The sequence below is a fragment of the Streptomyces sp. NPDC058375 genome (assembly GCF_042723425.1).
GTDB classification, from domain to species: domain Bacteria; phylum Actinomycetota; class Actinomycetes; order Streptomycetales; family Streptomycetaceae; genus Streptomyces; species Streptomyces durocortorensis.
The window spans coordinates 70,699-87,312 of record NZ_JBHXJG010000001.1; the positions used below are offsets into that span (position 1 = coordinate 70,699).

Sequence of the window (16,614 nt, forward strand, 5' to 3'; positions counted from 1 at the left end):
CGCCCGGGAAGCCGCCGGGGCACGGAGGAAGGAGAGGTGGGTGAGGAGTCGGGAGAGGGGGCGGGGGCGGGGGAAGGGGTGGACCGTGGAGGGCGGCGAGAGGAGGGCGGGGAACGTGCGTCCACGTCAGGGCATCGACGTGGCCCCATCAGTCGTCGCTGCCGACGTCGACGTCTCTGTCGCCGTCGGTGGCGTGATGGGCGTGGTCGTACTCGTACTCGTCCTCGTGGACAGTCCGCCCGGCGCGGTGGTCCGGGCCGACGTCCCCTCCGTCCCCGCGCTCCCCGGCACCGTGTTGCTTGGCGTCGGCGGCGGCGTCGGCGGCTCCGTCGGCAGCCCCTCCGACGGTACGGGCGACGGGTGGCCGGGCGACGGATAGCCGGGCGACGGGCTCGTGGCCGGGGCGACCGGCCCCGGCCGTACCGGCAGCAGGCCCACCGCGACCGCGCCGCTCCCGCCGACGACCAGGCAGACGCCCACCGCGACCACGGCCATCCGGCGTCGCTGCGCGCGCATTCCGCGTCGGGTGATGCTCGACGCGGCGTCCGGATCGGTCCGGGCCTGCCCGAACTCACCGGCCTCCCGAAACAGGGACCGCAACGGATCCCGCGGGTCAGACATCGGGTCGGACATCGGGTCAGACATCAGGAGCCTCCTCGATGCGGGGGTCCTGCAGACGGTGCGCGAGCGCCGCCCGGCCACGGACCAGATGCGTCTTGATCGTGCTGCCGGAAAGCCCGGTCTCCCCGGCGATCTGCTCGACCGTGAGGTCGCACAGGTAGTGCAGGGTCAGCGTCCGCCGCTGCTGGGCGGGCAGTTCCCGGAGCGCGTCGACCAGCACCACATGGTCCGGATCAGGCGGCGCGACGTGCTCCGCCCCACCGCTCCCCCGGTCCCACGCGTCCGCCGACCGCCGCCGGAAGCGCCAGCGACTCACCGCGAGCCGCCAGGCGACCGTACGGATCCACGCCTCGGGCTGCCCATCGCGCTCCAGCCGGCCGCGCCGGACCCACGCCTTGACGAACGCCTCCTGCACGACGTCCTGCGCCTCCTGGAGGTCGCCGGTCATCACGTACAGCTGGCCCGTGAGACGCGCGACCGCCTGGACGTAGAACTCTTCGAACTCCTCGACGGTCAAATATCGCTCCCGGATCTTTCGCTTCACCGGGTATACGCCCGGCGCGCTCCATCCGGTCGACACCACCCGCCATAAATCCGGGGTGACGGTCGTCACAGGACCTGAACGGCCCAGGAGCCCCCTCGCCCGCGGCGCTCCCCACGCATCTCCCGGAGCTCAAGCCGCGAGACCCGAGCGCTCTTAACAGTGATGGGGTGGATGGGCCAGCAGTCCCACCCGCCCACCCTGGCTGCGAAGTTGACAGTTTGTGATCGAGTTGCGACGCACGGTCGCCAGGCTCTAGCGTGCGGGAAGACCACGACCAGGCAAAAGACGACCCCCACCGGTGCTCCAACACCGACAGGGGTCTAACCACCGAAGATCGATAACATCGAAAAGGCGATCCCCATGGCTGACAGCCAGCTTAGTGACCTCACGCACGCCACACCGCATCCCATGGCCAACCCCGGCTACGGCAAGCGCTCCGCGCCCGGCGAACGCCCCCGCACCGACCGGGACTTCGCCCACCTCCTCCCCCGTGACGCCGCCGTCGCCGCGTACATCGACCGGCTGGCCGACGGCTCCGACATCTCCGTGAAGACGCTGGCCAAGCACCTCCCGTACGGGCAGTGCGCCCTGAGCACCACCCTCAACCGGCTCCAGGACGCGGGACACCTACGGCGCGGCAGCGAGTGCGTGATCACAGATGAGGTCATGTTCTGGGTGACCCGGACCTTCTTCTCCCGCACCGCACGCGAGGACGACTGGTGGAACGCCTACACCCGGGGCGACGCCCCACCGGACGAGCCGCAACGGCCCACCCGCTCGCGGGCGTTCATCCTGCTGGCGGCCCTGGGGCGGACGGCCCCGGCGCTGACGCTGTCCGCCGCCGACTGCGTACGCCTGGAGCCGCAGGTCGGTGAGTGGATCGCCCGGGGCGCGACCGAGGCGGAGCTGCTGCACGCCCTCACCAGCGGGCTGCCGTCTCCCGTCCACTGCGCCGCCCGCCTCGTCGAACGGCGGCTGCGCGACAAGCTGCCGCCCGAGCCGATCCTGCCGGGGCCCCGGACCGTCCTGCGCACCCTCGAATGCGGAGACTGCGGAGTGCCCGGCCCGCCCGAAGCGCTCCTCGGCGGCCTCTGCCGGCCGTGCCGAGGGCCGTCACCCGAGCTCCCGGTGGGCCCGCCGGGAGCCGTGCAGCCGCCCGGCGTACGGGGCCGGATGAACGCGGTCCGGGCGGGGCTCGTTCCTCGATCCGAAAGGACATACCGATGACCGTGCGGCTCGCCCGGAGATCCGACGGGGCACGATGGAGGGGAGGAGGCGACGCCATGACCCCCAGCTCCGCCGATCACGCACCGCACGCCCAGATGTCCGTGGAGGAGTTCGAGCAGATCGCCCGCGCGGCCCCCGAGACCGTGACGCTTGAATTCATCGACGGAAAGCTGGAGGTCAAGCCCGTGCCGGACGGGGATCACGGAACCATCTTCATGTGGCTGCTGCGTCAGTGCATGCAGCATCGCCCCGACCTCGACCTGCACCCCGAACAGGGGCTGATGGTGGAGACGTACCGGCAGGGTCGCGCCCGTCCCGACGGCGTTCTCGCTCCTCGTCGGCACTTTGCCGGACAAGGGGAGTGGGCACCCACCGAGGGCGTCCTGATGACCGTGGAGGTGACCTCCTACGACCACGACACCGATCGTCGCGACCGCACCGAGAAGCCGCACGGATACGCGGCGGCCGGCATTCCGGTGTACCTCCTGATCGATCGCGAGTCCGGAACCCTCCTCGTCCACAGCGAGCCCGACAAGGGCCGCTACCGGCAGCAGCACTCGTACGACTACGGCGACGCGGCCGCCCTCCCCCACCCCGTCGACATCACCCTGGACACCGAGGAACTCAAGGACTACGCCCGCTGATCCGCCGCCCTCGGTCCTGACGCGGTCAGAGGCCGCCGGTGAAGGCGAAGAGGAACGAGAGCGGGTAGAGCACGCCCACAGCTCCCAGGACGAGGCCCGCGAGGCACTGGGTCCGGTTGAACCCGCTGATCAGGCCCAGCACACCGAAGGTGACCGCCAGACTCCCGGCCAGGAGGGCGAACAGGCCGAGGAAGAACGCGGCGACCAGCGCGACGACGCCGAGGCCGAGCGAGACGGGCCCGTAGAGGGTTGCGGGGCTTTCGACGGTTCCGGTTCCGGTTCCCATGTCGCTTCCTCACGTGAAGTGTCAGCGCCGTTCGAGGGCCGGGAACGTCGTTCCCGCAGGTCCCGGCCTTCCCAACGCTCCCATCATGGCATCCGCCGCCGAACCGCCCCGAGCGCCCCTCACCGCACCTCCGCCGTCAACTGCGTCGTCGCCAGTTCGCGGTAGAGGTCGTCCGACACGATCAGCTCCTCGTGCGTCCCCGCCGTGCGGGCCCGGCCCTCCTCCAGGACCACGATGCGGTCCGCGTGCCGGACGGTGGAGAGGCGGTGCGCGATGACCAACACCGTGGTCTGCTCGGCCAGTTCCAGAATCACGTCGCGCAGCGCCTGCTCGTTGACCGCGTCGAGCTGCGAGGTCACCTCGTCGAGGAGGAGCAGCCGGGGGCGGCGCAGCAGGGCGCGGGCGATGGCGATGCGCTGGCGTTCGCCGCCGGAGAGGGTGACGCCCCGGTGGCCGACCGCCGTGTCCAGGCCCTCGGGGAGCCGGTCGACCAGGGCGTCCAGGCGGGTCCGGGCCACCGCCTGCGTCAGCGCCTCCTCCTCGGCGTCCGGGGCGGCGAAGAGGAGGTTCTCCCGCAGCGTCCCGGCCAGGACCGGCGCGTCCTGCTCCACGTACGCGATCGAGGCGCGCAGTTCGGCCAGCGGCCAGTCGCGGATGCCCCGGCCGCCCACCGTGACGGTCCCGGAGTCGTGGTCGTAGAAGCGTTCCAGCAGGCTGAACACCGTCGACTTGCCCGCCCCCGACGGGCCCACCAGCGCCACCATCCCGCCGGCCGGCACGTCGAACGTCACGCCCCGGTGGGCGGGGGCGCGCTCGTCCCCGTACCCGAACGTCACGTCCTGGAAGGTGACGCCCAGCGGTGTGCCTGCCTCCGGTACGCCCACGGGTCCGGCGGAGGGTTCTCCCGGCAGCGACTCCACCTCGTCGATCCGCCGCACGGCGGCCAGGCCGCTCTGGAGGCCCGTCCACCCCTCGACCAGGCCACCGATCGGGCCCATCAGGTAGAAGAGGTAGAGCAGGAACGCGATCAGGGACGAGATCTCCAGCGAGCCCGACGCCGCCCGCGCGCCGCCGACCCCCAGCACCGCCAGGAACGCCAGCTGGATCGACATCGTCATCGTGACCTCGGTGACCGAGGCCCACTTCGCCACCGACACACCCCGGTCGTGCGCGTGCCGCGCCGCCTCCGCGACGGCCGCCGTCTCCCGCTCCTCCGCCCCGCTCGCCTTGACCGTGCGGAACGCCTGGAGCACCCGGTCCAGCGCCGCGCCCATCGCGCCCACAGCCTCCTGTGCGCGGAGCTGCGCGCGCTGAATTCGGGGCATGATCAGGGCGGTTACGGCTCCGATGCCGACGACCACCACCAACGTCACGCCGAGCAGCGTCAGGTCCATGTACGCCATGAGGGCGACCGTTCCCAGCAGCATCAGGACGCTGTTGGCCGATTCGACGAGCCCGCTGGACAGCACCGTACGCAGCAGCGTCGTGTCGCTCGTGACCCGTGACTGGAGGTCGCCGGGCGTCAGCCGGTCCACCGCCGGGACCTTCAACCGCATGATCCGGCCGACCAGTTGGTCACGTGCGCGCAGGACGACGCCCTCTCCCGTACGGGACATGAGGAAGCTCCCGTACGCGGAGAGGCAGGCCCCGGCCAGCACGAGCGCGGTCAGCGCGACGAGCGGAGCGACGGGCGAGCGGCCGTCGGCGAACGTGTCGACCGCGTGCTTCGCCATCAGCGGCATCGCCAGACCCGCCCCGGACCCGGCGAACGAGAGCAGCCCCGCCCGGATCAGGACGCCCCGGTGCGGACGGACCCGGGCCAGGAGCAGACGGAGGGGGGAAGGGCCGCCTGAGGCAGGCGGGGGCGTGAGGGTGGGGGAGGTGGCGGCCGGGGTGGGGCGGGCCTGGTCCGGGGGTGTCTCCGGACCGGGCCGTTCCGTGCTCTCAGGCGGTCTGCCCGCACCCGGACCCGGACCCGCCTGTCCCGCCCCCGCCGTCGTCCCCGCCACCGCGCTCACCCTGAACCCCCTCGCGTACCGTCACCACCATCAAAGGACGCAGATCAGCGGCCTCTGCCTGTTCCCCGACCGTACGTCCTTCCGCCAGCACCCAGGCGTGCGGGGAGAACGGCGGGGTCGCCCACACCCCCGCGCACCAGTCGGGCCAGACGCCGGACATCCGGCACGCCAGGGCGACGGCCACCGAGCGGGGCAGGCAGCCGTAACGGCTCGCGCAGCGGCGGCTGGTGGAGACGACCGCCTCCAGCACCTCCAGCGTCTGCGCGTACGAGGCCGGGCGCGCCCCCCGGGCACACCCGGCCAGCACCCGGCGCAGCCGCCCGGGCTTGAGCCGGGCCAGGACGAACGCCGCGGCGATGGCCGTACGCAGCCGCACCCCGCCCGCTCCCGAGCCCCGGCGGGGCATCGTCATCTCGGTGGTCATGGGCGCAGGATCTTCGCCTCGACGAGCTGGCGGGTCAGCTCCGCGACGTCCGACTCGGCCTCGGCCCGCTCGACGTCGAACTCGGCGACGATCCGCTCCACGGCGATCTCGGGCGCGTGCCCCGCGGCGAGGGTGTCGACGACGATGACGCTCGTGTCGTTCAACTGCCAGTAGCTGCCGTCCTTCTCGTCGAGGAGGACGCCGCCGTACTCGGTGGTCGTGACGGCGATGCCTTTTCTGAGCTTCACAGGGTTGCCTCGCTGGTCGTGGAGGTGCGGTGGGGTGTCGTCGGCCAGGCGTTCTCGGCCGTACGGAGCCAGGTCTCCCCGGCCACGGTCGAGCTGATGGAGTGCTCGACCAGGACCGGTGAGAAGGGTTCGGCGGCGAGCCGGAGGAGGCGGCGGGCGTCGACCAGGCCGTGTTCGGCCAGCCGGGAGTTCGTCCACAACTCGGCCATTTCCGGCGCGTGTTCGCGTAGACCCTGGTGTTCGTCGGAGGCCATGTGGTCCTTCGTCGTCCGGGCCAGCAGCGCGTCCGGCACCACCCCGCGCATCGCCTCGACGAGCAGCGGCTTGTAGCGCCAGGGGCTGATGCGCTCCGGCAGGCGGACGGCGAGGGCCGCCTCCAGGACCCGGTCGTCGTAGAAGGGCGCGGCGACCGGCAGGCCGATCGTCATGCCGATGTCCTCCATCGCCTGGAAGTGCCGCGCCCCCATCCGTACGCCGTCGATGTCGACGTGCCGTCCCCGCCACGGGTCGATCGGCTCGGCGTGCTCGGCGGCGGCCCGGAACTCCTCGGTGATCAGGGACTTCGCGTGGTCGGTGAGCCAGGGGTGCAGCGACTGCCGTACGCCCCAGGAGAGCAGCGGGGTCCGGGCGACGGGCTGGGGTGCGGCGGTGACCGCCCCGGCGAGCCAGCGGGGGAACGTCGAGCGGTCCAGCAGGGCCTTCAACGTCGGCAGGAGCGGCCAGCCGAGCTGGTGGCGCAGGCCGCCGAGGTGGTTCCAGGCGGTGAGCGGGTTGCCGTGGAAGAGGTCCTGGTAGGCGTGGGGCAGGCCGAGGAAGATCTCGTCGCCGCCGTAGCCGGTGAGGTGGTAGCGGGAGCCGGTGGCACGGGCACGGCCGAGGAGCAGTTCCGCGCGGGCCCGGCCGGGGGCGACGGGAAGCGGTTCGTCGTTCAACTCGGCGGCGGTGGAGGCGAGATCGGCGTAGAAGTAGGGGGCGTCGGAGGCGGGGACGATGTGGTGCTCCAGGACGGCGTGGTGACCGGAGGCGGGGCCCACGTGGTGGTCCCGGGCGGGGCCGGCCGTACCGCGTGCCGCCTCCACCGCTCTTCGCGCCCAGCTCTCGTCCTCGCTGTAGCGGTCCCGGGCGGCCACGGTCAGCAGGGACAACGCCTCGGGTCCGGTCTCCCGGGCGGCGAAGGCGAGGGCGGTGGAGTCCAGGCCGCCGGAGAGTTCGCAGCTGATCCGGTCCAGGCCGCCGACATGGGCCCGTACGGAGGCGGCGACGGCCCCCCCGACCTTGCGGGCCCCCTCCGCCAGGGGGAGTTCCCCGGGCGGCGGCTCCCACCAGCGGTGCTCCGTGGGACCGGGGACGGCGGCCGTGCCCGGTGCTGCGACGGGCAGGGCCAGTCCGTACCCGGCACCGGTCTCATGAACGCCACGCCACACGGCACGGCCGCTCAGGGGGTGCGGCAGGAAGTCCAGCAGCCGGAGCGCCAGCGCGCCCTCGTCGAGGGGCGCGTCGATCAGGCGGGCCAGGGCGGCGGGACGGTCGGAGGCGATGGTTCCGGCATGCGGGTGCCGGGCGTGGTAGATCCGGCGGAGTCCCGTGGCGGTGCCCCGGATCCAGCTCTCCCCGGACAGCCGGGCGACCACGTGGTAGAGCCCGGGCAGCCGGGCGAGCCGGCGTTCCAGACCGGCCCGGTCGCGGGCGCCCTCCAGGAGCCCGGCGAGCACGGCGTCGGGGACGCGGTCCGGGCCGACGAGGACGAGGGCGTCCTCGCCCCGCGCGAGGTGGCTGACCTTGCGGACCGGCGTGCGGGCGACGACCCAGGGCCGGCCCGAGGGGTGAACGACGGTCAGAGTGTCGCCCGCTCCTCGGGCTTGCCCGGCAGCCGCTCCCGGCGCGGGAAGCTGCCCGGCCGCTGCCGCTCCCGCCACGCTGTCCGGCAGGACGACGAAGTAGTCACGCAGTTGGCCGGGCATCTTCACCTTTCGGAAGTTCTCACACAGTGCACAGGGAACGGGCCGGCGGATCAGATGATGCGCCGGCTCCAGTACTCCTTGTACGAGCCGACGAAGTAGCCGGCGGTCTTCTTCGAAAAGTCGCCCTGCTTGAACATCGACGGCTTCACATAAGCCTTCTTCTGCTGCTTCATGACACCTTCCCTTCTGTGTGGTTGACGACCGTTATGCCCAACTGGCTTCTGCATAACTGGAGTTATTCATGCGACGGGTGTTCACCGTGCGAACACCAGAGCCATCATGTCCCTCTGTCGAACCGGTACGCATGATTCCGACTTACCGTGCGAAGTTGGCTGGATAGCGCGAGCGGCGAGGTCCGGGGCGGGCCGCTTCGGGACGCCGCCGTCCGGGCCCGGGCTGCCGATCGGTCGCCATGTGCAGTCGCACACCGGCGCGGCATGGACGCGCAGTGGACTGGACCAATGACCGGAAGCGGCCACCGGACCGGGCAGTGAGCTGCCAAGAGAGGGGGCGGGCGCCCCGGAAATCGGAGAACCAGGTGGAAACGGGCCCCGGGGCGGCTCCGCGGCCGCACTACCCCAGGGATCGCGTGCGCGCCACCGCCCTGGGTACAGCAGACCCGACACGTGTTGCCGTACGGGGAAGGCCACGGCAAGTAGTCATTCGGCCACGCCAACCGCCCGTCACCACGCAGCGACCACGCGCGGGCGCGCGGGAGCCGCCCGGTGACACCGCACGCGTGACCGCAAACCGCCCGCCACCGCCCCGCAAGCGCGCACGCCCGACCGACAACCGCCCGCCACCGCCCCGCAAGCGCGCTCGCACGACCGCCAACCGCTGACCGCTGACCGCTGACCGCCCCGACGCCTACCGCCCGCGCAGCCGGTATCCGCCCCAGGCGCCCCAGGCCGCCGCTCCCGCGCCCAGGAGCAGCGGGATCGTGCCGTAGCCGACGACCGTCGAGGAGTGGGCGTACCAGCGTCCGCCGTCGAAGACCTGGGTCGCGGTGATCGTCGCGGGGTCGGTCCGGCCGTCGTGGTCGGTGAAGAGGATCCGGGTGCGCTCGATCCGTTCCGACCGGGGCACGCCGTCCGCGTGGGCGCGCAGCGCCTCCTGGGCCGCCTCGTCGCGCTCCGCCGCGTCGGCCCGCTGCTGGGCGGCGCTCTCGCCGAAGCAGTGCCAGACGGTCCGGCCCTTCTCGGTGCGGGTGTCGCGGCAGTCGATCCGGCCGAAGGTCTCCACCCGCATACCGAGGGCGCCGGAGAGGCCCGTCCCGGTCACCACGACGGACAGCCCCAGCGCGAACAGCACGGCCCCGCCGATGACCAGCGAGACCCCCTTGAGCCGTCCCCCGCCCGTTCTCCCCGCAGCCCTCACCCTCATGTCCGCCCCGCCCCCCGTATCCGTACGCGTACGCCCCGATCCCGCACGTCCCGTCTCCGCATTGTCCCGAGGAACCCGGACACGCCACAGGGGCGGCACCTCCGTGAAGGAGATACCGCCCCTGTGGGACGTACTGCGAACGTACGGGGACGTACGCGGAACTTCGGATCAGGCGGGGAGGCCGGAGCCTCCGTGACTGATCAGAAGTCCATGTCACCGCCCGGCATGCCGCCCGGAGCGGCCGCGCCGGCCTTCTCGGGCTTGTCGGCGATGACGGCCTCGGTGGTGAGGAAGAGCGCGGCGATGGACGCGGCGTTCTGCAGAGCGGAGCGCGTGACCTTCGCCGGGTCGAGAATGCCCTCGGCGATCATGTCGACGTACTCGCCGGTCGCGGCGTTGAGACCGTGACCGATCGGCAGGTTGCGGACCTTCTCCACGACGACGCCACCCTCGAGACCACCGTTGACGGCGATCTGCTTGAGCGGGGCCTCCAGCGCGAGCTTCACGGCGTTGGCGCCGGTCGCCTCGTCACCCGTGAGGTCGAGCTTCTCGAAGACGGCCGAGGCCTGGAGCAGAGCCACGCCACCACCGGCGACGATGCCCTCCTCGACGGCGGCCTTGGCGTTGCGCACCGCGTCCTCGATGCGGTGCTTGCGCTCCTTGAGCTCCACCTCGGTGGCGGCGCCGGCCTTGATGACGGCCACGCCGCCGGCCAGCTTCGCGAGGCGCTCCTGGAGCTTCTCGCGGTCGTAGTCCGAGTCGGAGTTCTCGATCTCGGCACGGATCTGGTTGACGCGACCCTGAACCTGGTCGCTGTCACCGGCGCCGTCGACGATCGTCGTCTCGTCCTTGGTGATGACGACCTTGCGGGCGCGGCCGAGCAGGTCCAGGCCGGCGTTCTCCAGCTTGAGACCGACCTCCTCGGAGATCACGGTGCCACCGGTGAGGATGGCGATGTCCGCGAGCATGGCCTTGCGGCGGTCGCCGAAGCCCGGGGCCTTGACGGCGACGGACTTGAACGTGCCCTTGATCTTGTTGACGACCAGGGTGGAGAGCGCCTCGCCCTCGACGTCCTCGGCGATGATCAGCAGGGGCTTGCCCGACTGCATGACCTTCTCCAGCAGCGGGATCAGGTCCTTGACGCTGCCGATCTTCGAGTTGACGATCAGGATGTACGGGTCGTCGAGCGACGCCTCCATACGCTCCATGTCGGTCGCGAAGTAGGCCGAGATGTAGCCCTTGTCGAAGCGCATACCCTCGGTGAGCTCCAGCTCCAGACCGAAGGTCTGGGACTCCTCGACGGTGATGACGCCTTCCTTGCCGACCTTGTCCATCGCCTCGGCGATCTTGGCGCCGATCTCGGTGTCGGCGGCGGAGATGGAGGCGGTCGAAGCGATCTGCTCCTTGGTCTCCACGTCCTTGGCCTGCTCCAGCAGAGCGGCGGAGACGGCCTCGACGGCCTTCTCGATGCCGCGCTTGAGGGCCATCGGGTTGGCGCCTGCGGCGACGTTGCGCAGGCCCTCGCGGACGAGAGCCTGGGCGAGAACGGTGGCGGTGGTCGTACCGTCGCCGGCGACGTCGTCCGTCTTCTTGGCGACCTCCTTGACCAGCTCCGCACCGATCTTCTCGTACGGGTCCTCGAGCTCGATCTCCTTGGCGATGGAAACACCATCGTTGGTGATCGTGGGCGCGCCCCACTTCTTCTCGAGGACGACGTTACGGCCCTTGGGGCCGAGGGTGACCTTGACGGCGTCGGCGAGCTGGTTCATCCCGCGCTCGAGACCGCGCCGTGCCTCCTCGTCGAACGCGATGATCTTGGCCATGTGAAGTGGTCCTCCCGGACAGGGGTGGATTTCTCCGGACCGGGAGGCGCCCGCGACGGACGGCCTGCGCGTGTGATGGTTCCTTGCCCCATCGCACCTGCGGGCCTCACCGGCCCGATCCAAGTTCTGTCACTCTCACCTGGAGAGTGCTAACGCCAATGATTAGCACTCGACCCCTGCGAGTGCAAGCGTCCCTCTCCGGATGTGGACAGCGGCGCGCCCCCCGACAGGGCCCCGGCAGGGCCACCCGGACGCGCGTAGGGCCCGATCCCCTGATCCCGGGGTCGGGCCCTACCTGCGTGAGTGGTGTCGTCGGACGACCGCGCCGAGCTCAGCCGACGGCGAGCTTGACCATGTCGGCCTGGGGCCCCTTCTGGCCCTGCGAGATCTCGAATTCAACTCGCTGACCCTCTTCGAGGGTGCGGTACCCGTCCATCTGGATCGCGCTGTAGTGGACGAAAACATCCGCACCACCGTCGACCGCGATGAAGCCGTACCCCTTCTCCGCGTTGAACCACTTGACGGTGCCCTGAGCCATGCCCAACTCCCCTATTACTGGCCCTTGCACGGGACCGCACTTCGCGGGCCCGGGTCGGAACTCACCCTCCGACAGGAGAGGGTGCGCGGCGCCGCAGCGCGTCGACCGCGGCCGAATGTATCCGCCCAACTGCCCTCTGCAACAGGTCAATCGGACGAGAATTCTGGGCATGGAAGAACGCGCGAATATGCGGGTTTGCTGAGATTTACGGGCAAGTCGGGCCAGGCAAAGGGCACTTATGCCGCAAGAGGTTCAGGTACTTTGGCTGCTTCTTATCGGGGCCGGGCGCATTCTCATATGCGGGCGGCACGGGCAGCGGGTGGGGCTTCCCCAACTGTACCGCGCTCAACCATGCAGAATTGCCCCCTCCGCTTCTCTCGCGGAGGGGGCAACTGTGGTCACTCAGAGGTGCGGTGAGGGCATGCCGGGGCGGGGCGGGCGGCCCGGGGCGGTTCAGCAGCCGCCGGCCACCGCGGGGATGATCGAGACGCCGGCGCCGTCCGGGGTGGCCGCGTCCAGGCCGCCCTCGAAGCGCACGTCGTCGTCATTGACATACACGTTCACGAAGCGGCGCAGCTTGCCCTGGTCGTCCAGGACGCGGGCGGCGATGCCCGGGTGGTCCTTCTCCAGGGACTCGATGACCTCGGAGAGCTTCGTACCCTCCGCCGGGACCTCGGCCTGGCCGCCCGTGTACGTACGGAGGATGGTGGGGATGCGGACCTTGACGCTCATGGTGGTGCCCTTCTTCCTTCGTTACGGGGTGGTCGTCAGGCGGTGCCGAGGCCCGCGGCGCGGAACGCTTCCAGGCTCGGCTTGATGGTCGCCGTGGCCTGCGAGGTCGCGGAGACCGCGTCGAGCGTCTTGAGGCCGTCGCCGGTGTTGACCACGACGGTGGTGAGCGTCGGGTCGATGACACCGGCCTCGATGAGCTTCTTCGTCACGCCGAGCGTCACCCCGCCCGCCGTCTCGCCGAAGATGCCCTCGGTGCGCGCCAGCAGCTTGATCGCGTCGACGACCTGCTCGTCGGTGACGTCCTCCACCGCGCCGCCGGTGCGACGGGCGATGTCCAGGACGTAGGGGCCGTCCGCCGGGTTGCCGATGGCCAGCGACTTGGCGATGGTGTTCGGCTTCTGCGGGCGGACCACGTCGTGACCGGCCTTGAAGGCGGCGGAGACCGGGGAGCAGCCCTCGGCCTGGGCGCCGAAGATCTTGTACGGCTTGTCCTCGACCAGGCCGAGCTTGATCAGCTCCTGGAGACCCTTGTCGATCTTCGTGAGCTGCGAGCCGGACGCGATCGGGATGACGATCTGGTCGGGCAGCCGCCAGCCGAGCTGCTCGCAGATCTCGTACGCCAGGGTCTTGGAGCCCTCGCCGTAGTACGGGCGGAGGTTGACGTTGACGAAGCCCCAGCCCTCGCCGAGCGGGTCGCCGATGAGCTCGGAGCAGAAGCGGTTGACGTCGTCGTAATTGCCCTCGATGCCGACCAGCTCACCGCCGTACACCGCGGCCATGACGACCTTGCCCTGCTCCAGGTCGTGCGGGATGAACACGCAGGAGCGCAGTCCGGCCCGGGCGGCGGCGGCGCCGACGGCTCCGGCCAGGTTGCCCGTGGAGGAGCAGGAGAGGGTGGTGAAACCGAAGGCGCGGGCGGCCTCGACGGCGATCGCGACGACGCGGTCCTTGAAGGAGTGCGTCGGGTTGCCGGAGTCGTCCTTCACGTACAGGCCGCCGGTGACGCCCAGCTCACGGGCGAGGTTGTCGGCCTTGACCAGCTTGGTGAAGCCGGGGTTGATGTTGGGCTTCTCCGCGACGTCGGCGGGGACGGGCAGCAGCGGGGCGTAGCGCCAGATGTTGTCCGGGCCGGCCTCGATGCGCTTGCGCAGCTCCTCCGGGGAGCCGGTGGGCAGGTCGTAGGCCACTTCCAGCGGCCCGAAACAGGACGCGCAGGCGAAGAGCGGGCCGAGCTCGAAACGCTCGCCGCACTCGCGGCAGGAAAGCGCCGCGGCGGGACCGAGGTCCGGGGAAGCGGTGGTGGCATTACCTGCGACGGTCTGAACAGCCATGATGGCGGAGGCCCTTTCTCCTCATCTTCCTCGCGACGCATTTCGCCGCAAGACGGAATTGGCACCTTCCCCACCGTGACCTCGCGGTCGGCAGGAGGGTTGCCGGGACTTCAACGGGCCGTTCCCTCAGTCCCTCTGGATGAGCTCTATGGCACTGGATCTTCGATCCAGGCGTTTATGTGCGGTCCGACCCCGACATGCGAGGGTCATCCGCGTTGTTCAAGACTGTAACCGAAGCACCGGACCGTTGAGATAGTCGTCCGAACCGCGAGATGGATCACACACAGGGAGTGCCGACCGTGCTCGAAGAGGTGGAACGCTGGCTGACCAGGCGTTCCTGGTCGTCCGGCGACCGCCCGCTGAACCGGCTCACCGACGCCCGGGCCGCCGACCCGCGCGTCACGTCCGTGAGCGTGGTCCTTCCCGCGCTGAACGAGGAGGCCACGGTCGGCGCGATCGTGGCGACGATCCGCCGGGAGCTGATGGAGAGGGTCCGGCTGGTCGACGAACTCGTGGTGATCGACTCCGGCTCCACCGACGCCACGGCCGCCGTGGCCCGGGCGGCGGGCGCGCGCGTGGTCCACCGGGACGCGATCCTGCCCCGGATCCCGGCCCTGCCCGGCAAGGGCGAGGTGCTGTGGCGGTCGCTCCTGGTGACCAGCGGCGAGATCGTCTGCTTCGTGGACGCCGACCTCAAGGACTTCTCGGCGGACTTCGTCTCGGGCACGGTCGGCCCGCTGCTCACCGATCCGGCCGTGCAGTTCGTCAAGGCGATGTACGACCGTCCGCTCGGCGACAGGGCAGGTCAGGGCGGCCGGGTCACCGAACTGGTGGCACGCCCGCTGCTCAATCTGCACTGGCCGCAGCTGGCCGGTTTCGTGCAGCCCCTGGGCGGTGAGTACGCGGTGCGGCGCTCCCTGCTGGAGCGGCTGCCGTTCCCGGTCGGTTACGGAGTGGAGCTGGGGCTGCTCGTGGACGCGCTGCACACGGTGGGCCTGGACGCACTGGGCCAGGTGGACGTGGGGGTGCGGCGCCACCGCCACCAGGACGGTCAGGCGCTGGGCCGGATGGCGGCGGCGATCTACCGCACGGCGCAGCTGCGGCTCTCCCGGGGCCATCTGGTGCGGCCGGCGCTGACGCAGTTCGAGCGGGGCGAGGAGGGCTTCGTGCCGCGCACCCATGCGGTGGACACGGAGGAGCGGCCGCCGATGCGGGAGATCGGGGAGTACGCGGAGCGCCACGCGGCGTGAGGCGGTGGGCGACGGCCGCGCGGGGCGGGCACACGGCGTGCGGGCGGCGACCGCGCGGGGCGGGCACACGGCGTGCGGGCGGCGACCGCGCGGGGCGGGCACACGGCGTGCGGGCGGTGACCAGTCCTCCGGACGCGCGTTTGGCGGCTTCCCGAACGGGCTAGGTTCCGCTACATGGTCTCCGAGCACACGTCTTCCTCGCATGCCCAGGTCCTCGTCGCGTCCAACCGCGGCCCGATCACGTACACGCTCGGCGAGGGCGGGACGCTCGACGCCAAACGCGGCGGCGGCGGTCTCGTCTCCGGGCTGAGCGCCGTCGACGACAAGCTGTGGGTCTGTGCGGCCCTCGGCGACGGCGACCGCGAGGCGGTGCGCCGCGGGGTCGGCGAGCCGGGCGTACGGATGCTGGACATCGACGCCGAGGTGCACGCCGACGCGTACAACGGCATCGCGAACTCGGTGCTGTGGTTCGTCCACCACCTGCTCTACCAGACGCCCGTCGAGCCGGTCTTCGACGCGGAGTTCCGCCGCCAGTGGGCGTCGTACGAGACGTACAACCGGGCGTTCGCCGAGGCGCTGGCCGAGGAGGCGGGCCCCGAGGCGACGGTCCTCGTGCAGGACTACCACCTGGCCCTGGTCCCCGGCATGCTCCGCGAACTGCGCCCGGACCTGAAGATCGGCCACTTCTCGCACACCCCGTGGGCGCCCGTCGACTACTTCCGGCTGCTGCCCGACGACATCGCGGAGCAGCTGCTGCGCGGCATCCTCGGCGCGGACCGGGCCGCGTTCCTGACCCGGCGCTGGGCGGACGCGTTCATCGGCTGCTGTACGGAGATCCTCGGCGGCACCGGCCGCACCAGGATCGGGGTCCACGGCCTCGGAGCCGACGCCGACTTTCTGCGCCGCCGCGCGCACGAGGCGGACGTGGACGACCGGATGGCGGCGCTGCGGGAGCAGGTGGGCGAGGACCGGAAGACGATCGTCCGGGTCGACCGCACCGAGCTGTCCAAGAACATCGTGCGCGGCCTGCACGCGTACCGGGCCCTGCTGGACGCCCACCCGGAGTGGCGCGAGCGCGTCGTGCACATCGCGTTCGCCTACCCCTCCCGCCAGGACCTCGCCGTCTACCGGGACTACACGGCGGCGGTGCAGTCACTGGCCACGGAGATCAACGGGGCGTACGGCACCGAGAGTTGGACGCCGGTGGTCCTCCACGTCAAGGACGACTTCGCCCGCTCCCTGGCCGCGTACCGGCTGGCGGACGTGGCCCTGGTCAACCCGATCCGCGACGGCATGAACCTGGTCGCCAAGGAGGTCCCCGTCGTCTCGGACCACGGCTGCGCGCTGGTGCTGTCGCGGGAGGCGGGGGCGTACGAGGAGCTGGGCGAGGACGCGATCGTGGTGAACCCGTACGACGTGGTGGGCACGGCGGAGGCGCTGCACGAGGCGCTGACGATGACCGGGGACGAGCGGTCCGGCCGCACGAAGCGACTGGCGGAGGCGGCGACCGCGCTCCCGCCGCAGCAGTGGTTCCTGGACCAGCTGGAGGCGCTGCGGCAGGGGTGAGCCGACGCTGAGGCGACC

The 16,614-nt window shown here is 71.2% G+C and carries 17 protein-coding genes and 1 riboswitch; of the genes, 5 read left to right on the top strand and 12 right to left on the bottom strand.

Translation table 11 applies throughout. The features are described from left to right. Positions 1–115: 115 nt before the first annotated feature. Positions 116–379 carry a hypothetical protein gene (locus ACFWM7_RS00330; RefSeq protein WP_383253294.1) on the top strand — a complete coding sequence of 88 codons (264 nt, stop codon included), beginning with the start codon at positions 116–118 and terminating at the stop codon, positions 377–379. 258 nt (positions 380–637) lie between these two features. Here ACFWM7_RS00330 and ACFWM7_RS00335 read toward each other — a convergent pair whose 3' ends face one another. Continuing rightward, positions 638–1,138: a SigE family RNA polymerase sigma factor gene (locus ACFWM7_RS00335; RefSeq protein WP_205087013.1), complete on the bottom strand. Its 501-nt coding sequence runs from the start codon at positions 1,136–1,138 to the stop codon at positions 638–640. A 435-nt stretch (positions 1,139–1,573) separates the two neighbouring features. Here ACFWM7_RS00335 and ACFWM7_RS00340 point away from each other — a divergent pair, with 435 nt between their 5' ends. Both ACFWM7_RS00340 and ACFWM7_RS00345 read left to right on the top strand, forming a co-directional pair. Beyond that, positions 1,574–2,392 carry a hypothetical protein gene (locus tag ACFWM7_RS00340; RefSeq protein ID WP_383253398.1) on the top strand — a complete coding sequence of 273 codons (819 nt, stop codon included), beginning with the start codon at positions 1,574–1,576 and terminating at the stop codon, positions 2,390–2,392. Positions 2,393–2,448: 56 nt separating this feature from the next. Then, positions 2,449–3,036 (top strand): Uma2 family endonuclease, encoded by a 588-nt coding sequence (locus tag ACFWM7_RS00345; protein WP_383253297.1) that lies wholly within the window; start codon positions 2,449–2,451, stop codon positions 3,034–3,036. A gap of 25 nt (positions 3,037–3,061) precedes the next feature. Here the strand turns inward: ACFWM7_RS00345 and ACFWM7_RS00350 are convergent, their stop codons facing one another. From ACFWM7_RS00350 to thrC, 11 genes are all read right to left on the bottom strand, one after another. Further along, complete coding sequence (locus ACFWM7_RS00350; protein ID WP_383253299.1) at positions 3,062–3,322, bottom strand: hypothetical protein; 261 nt, start codon at positions 3,320–3,322, stop codon at positions 3,062–3,064. 119 nt (positions 3,323–3,441) lie between these two features. Continuing rightward, a complete protein-coding gene (locus tag ACFWM7_RS00355; protein WP_383253301.1) occupies positions 3,442–5,331 on the bottom strand; it encodes an ABC transporter ATP-binding protein in 1,890 nt (629 codons plus the stop codon). Further along, a complete protein-coding gene (locus ACFWM7_RS00360; protein ID WP_383253303.1) occupies positions 5,267–5,764 on the bottom strand; it encodes a lasso peptide biosynthesis B2 protein in 498 nt (165 codons plus the stop codon). Before ACFWM7_RS00360 ends, ACFWM7_RS00355 begins: the two co-directional genes overlap by 65 nt. Continuing rightward, a complete protein-coding gene (locus ACFWM7_RS00365; RefSeq protein ID WP_383253306.1) occupies positions 5,761–6,012 on the bottom strand; it encodes a lasso peptide biosynthesis PqqD family chaperone in 252 nt (83 codons plus the stop codon). Before ACFWM7_RS00365 ends, ACFWM7_RS00360 begins: the two co-directional genes overlap by 4 nt. Beyond that, positions 6,009–7,973, bottom strand: a complete 1,965-nt coding sequence (locus ACFWM7_RS00370) for an asparagine synthase-related protein (protein ID WP_383253308.1) — start codon at positions 7,971–7,973, stop codon at positions 6,009–6,011. Before ACFWM7_RS00370 ends, ACFWM7_RS00365 begins: the two co-directional genes overlap by 4 nt. A gap of 50 nt (positions 7,974–8,023) precedes the next feature. Beyond that, complete coding sequence (locus ACFWM7_RS00375; RefSeq protein WP_205081835.1) at positions 8,024–8,146, bottom strand: keywimysin-related RiPP; 123 nt, start codon at positions 8,144–8,146, stop codon at positions 8,024–8,026. A 694-nt stretch (positions 8,147–8,840) separates the two neighbouring features. Further along, on the bottom strand, positions 8,841–9,356 hold the full coding sequence (locus ACFWM7_RS00380; protein WP_383253310.1) for a hypothetical protein: 516 nt from the start codon (positions 9,354–9,356) through the stop codon (positions 8,841–8,843). Positions 9,357–9,556: 200 nt separating this feature from the next. Then, positions 9,557–11,179, bottom strand: coding sequence for a chaperonin GroEL (gene groL / locus ACFWM7_RS00385; protein ID WP_003967345.1), 1,623 nt, complete (start codon positions 11,177–11,179; stop codon positions 9,557–9,559). Positions 11,180–11,510: 331 nt separating this feature from the next. Beyond that, the gene (locus tag ACFWM7_RS00390) at positions 11,511–11,717 is read right to left on the bottom strand and encodes a cold-shock protein (protein ID WP_003967346.1); all 207 of its coding nucleotides are present in this window, start codon (positions 11,715–11,717) and stop codon (positions 11,511–11,513) included. 453 nt (positions 11,718–12,170) lie between these two features. After that, complete coding sequence (locus ACFWM7_RS00395; protein WP_006126483.1) at positions 12,171–12,449, bottom strand: MoaD/ThiS family protein; 279 nt, start codon at positions 12,447–12,449, stop codon at positions 12,171–12,173. Between the two features lie 35 nt (positions 12,450–12,484). Further along, the gene (gene thrC / locus ACFWM7_RS00400) at positions 12,485–13,780 is read right to left on the bottom strand and encodes a threonine synthase (protein WP_383253313.1); all 1,296 of its coding nucleotides are present in this window, start codon (positions 13,778–13,780) and stop codon (positions 12,485–12,487) included. A gap of 18 nt (positions 13,781–13,798) precedes the next feature. After that, positions 13,799–13,926: riboswitch (SAM riboswitch) on the bottom strand. A 153-nt stretch (positions 13,927–14,079) separates the two neighbouring features. On the opposite strand from thrC, the gene ACFWM7_RS00405 reads away from it, so the two are divergent. Both ACFWM7_RS00405 and ACFWM7_RS00410 read left to right on the top strand, forming a co-directional pair. Continuing rightward, positions 14,080–15,030 (top strand): glucosyl-3-phosphoglycerate synthase, encoded by a 951-nt coding sequence (locus ACFWM7_RS00405; protein WP_383253399.1) that lies wholly within the window; start codon positions 14,080–14,082, stop codon positions 15,028–15,030. Positions 15,031–15,204: 174 nt separating this feature from the next. Next, positions 15,205–16,596 (top strand): trehalose-6-phosphate synthase, encoded by a 1,392-nt coding sequence (locus ACFWM7_RS00410; protein WP_383253315.1) that lies wholly within the window; start codon positions 15,205–15,207, stop codon positions 16,594–16,596. Positions 16,597–16,614 lie beyond the last annotated feature (18 nt).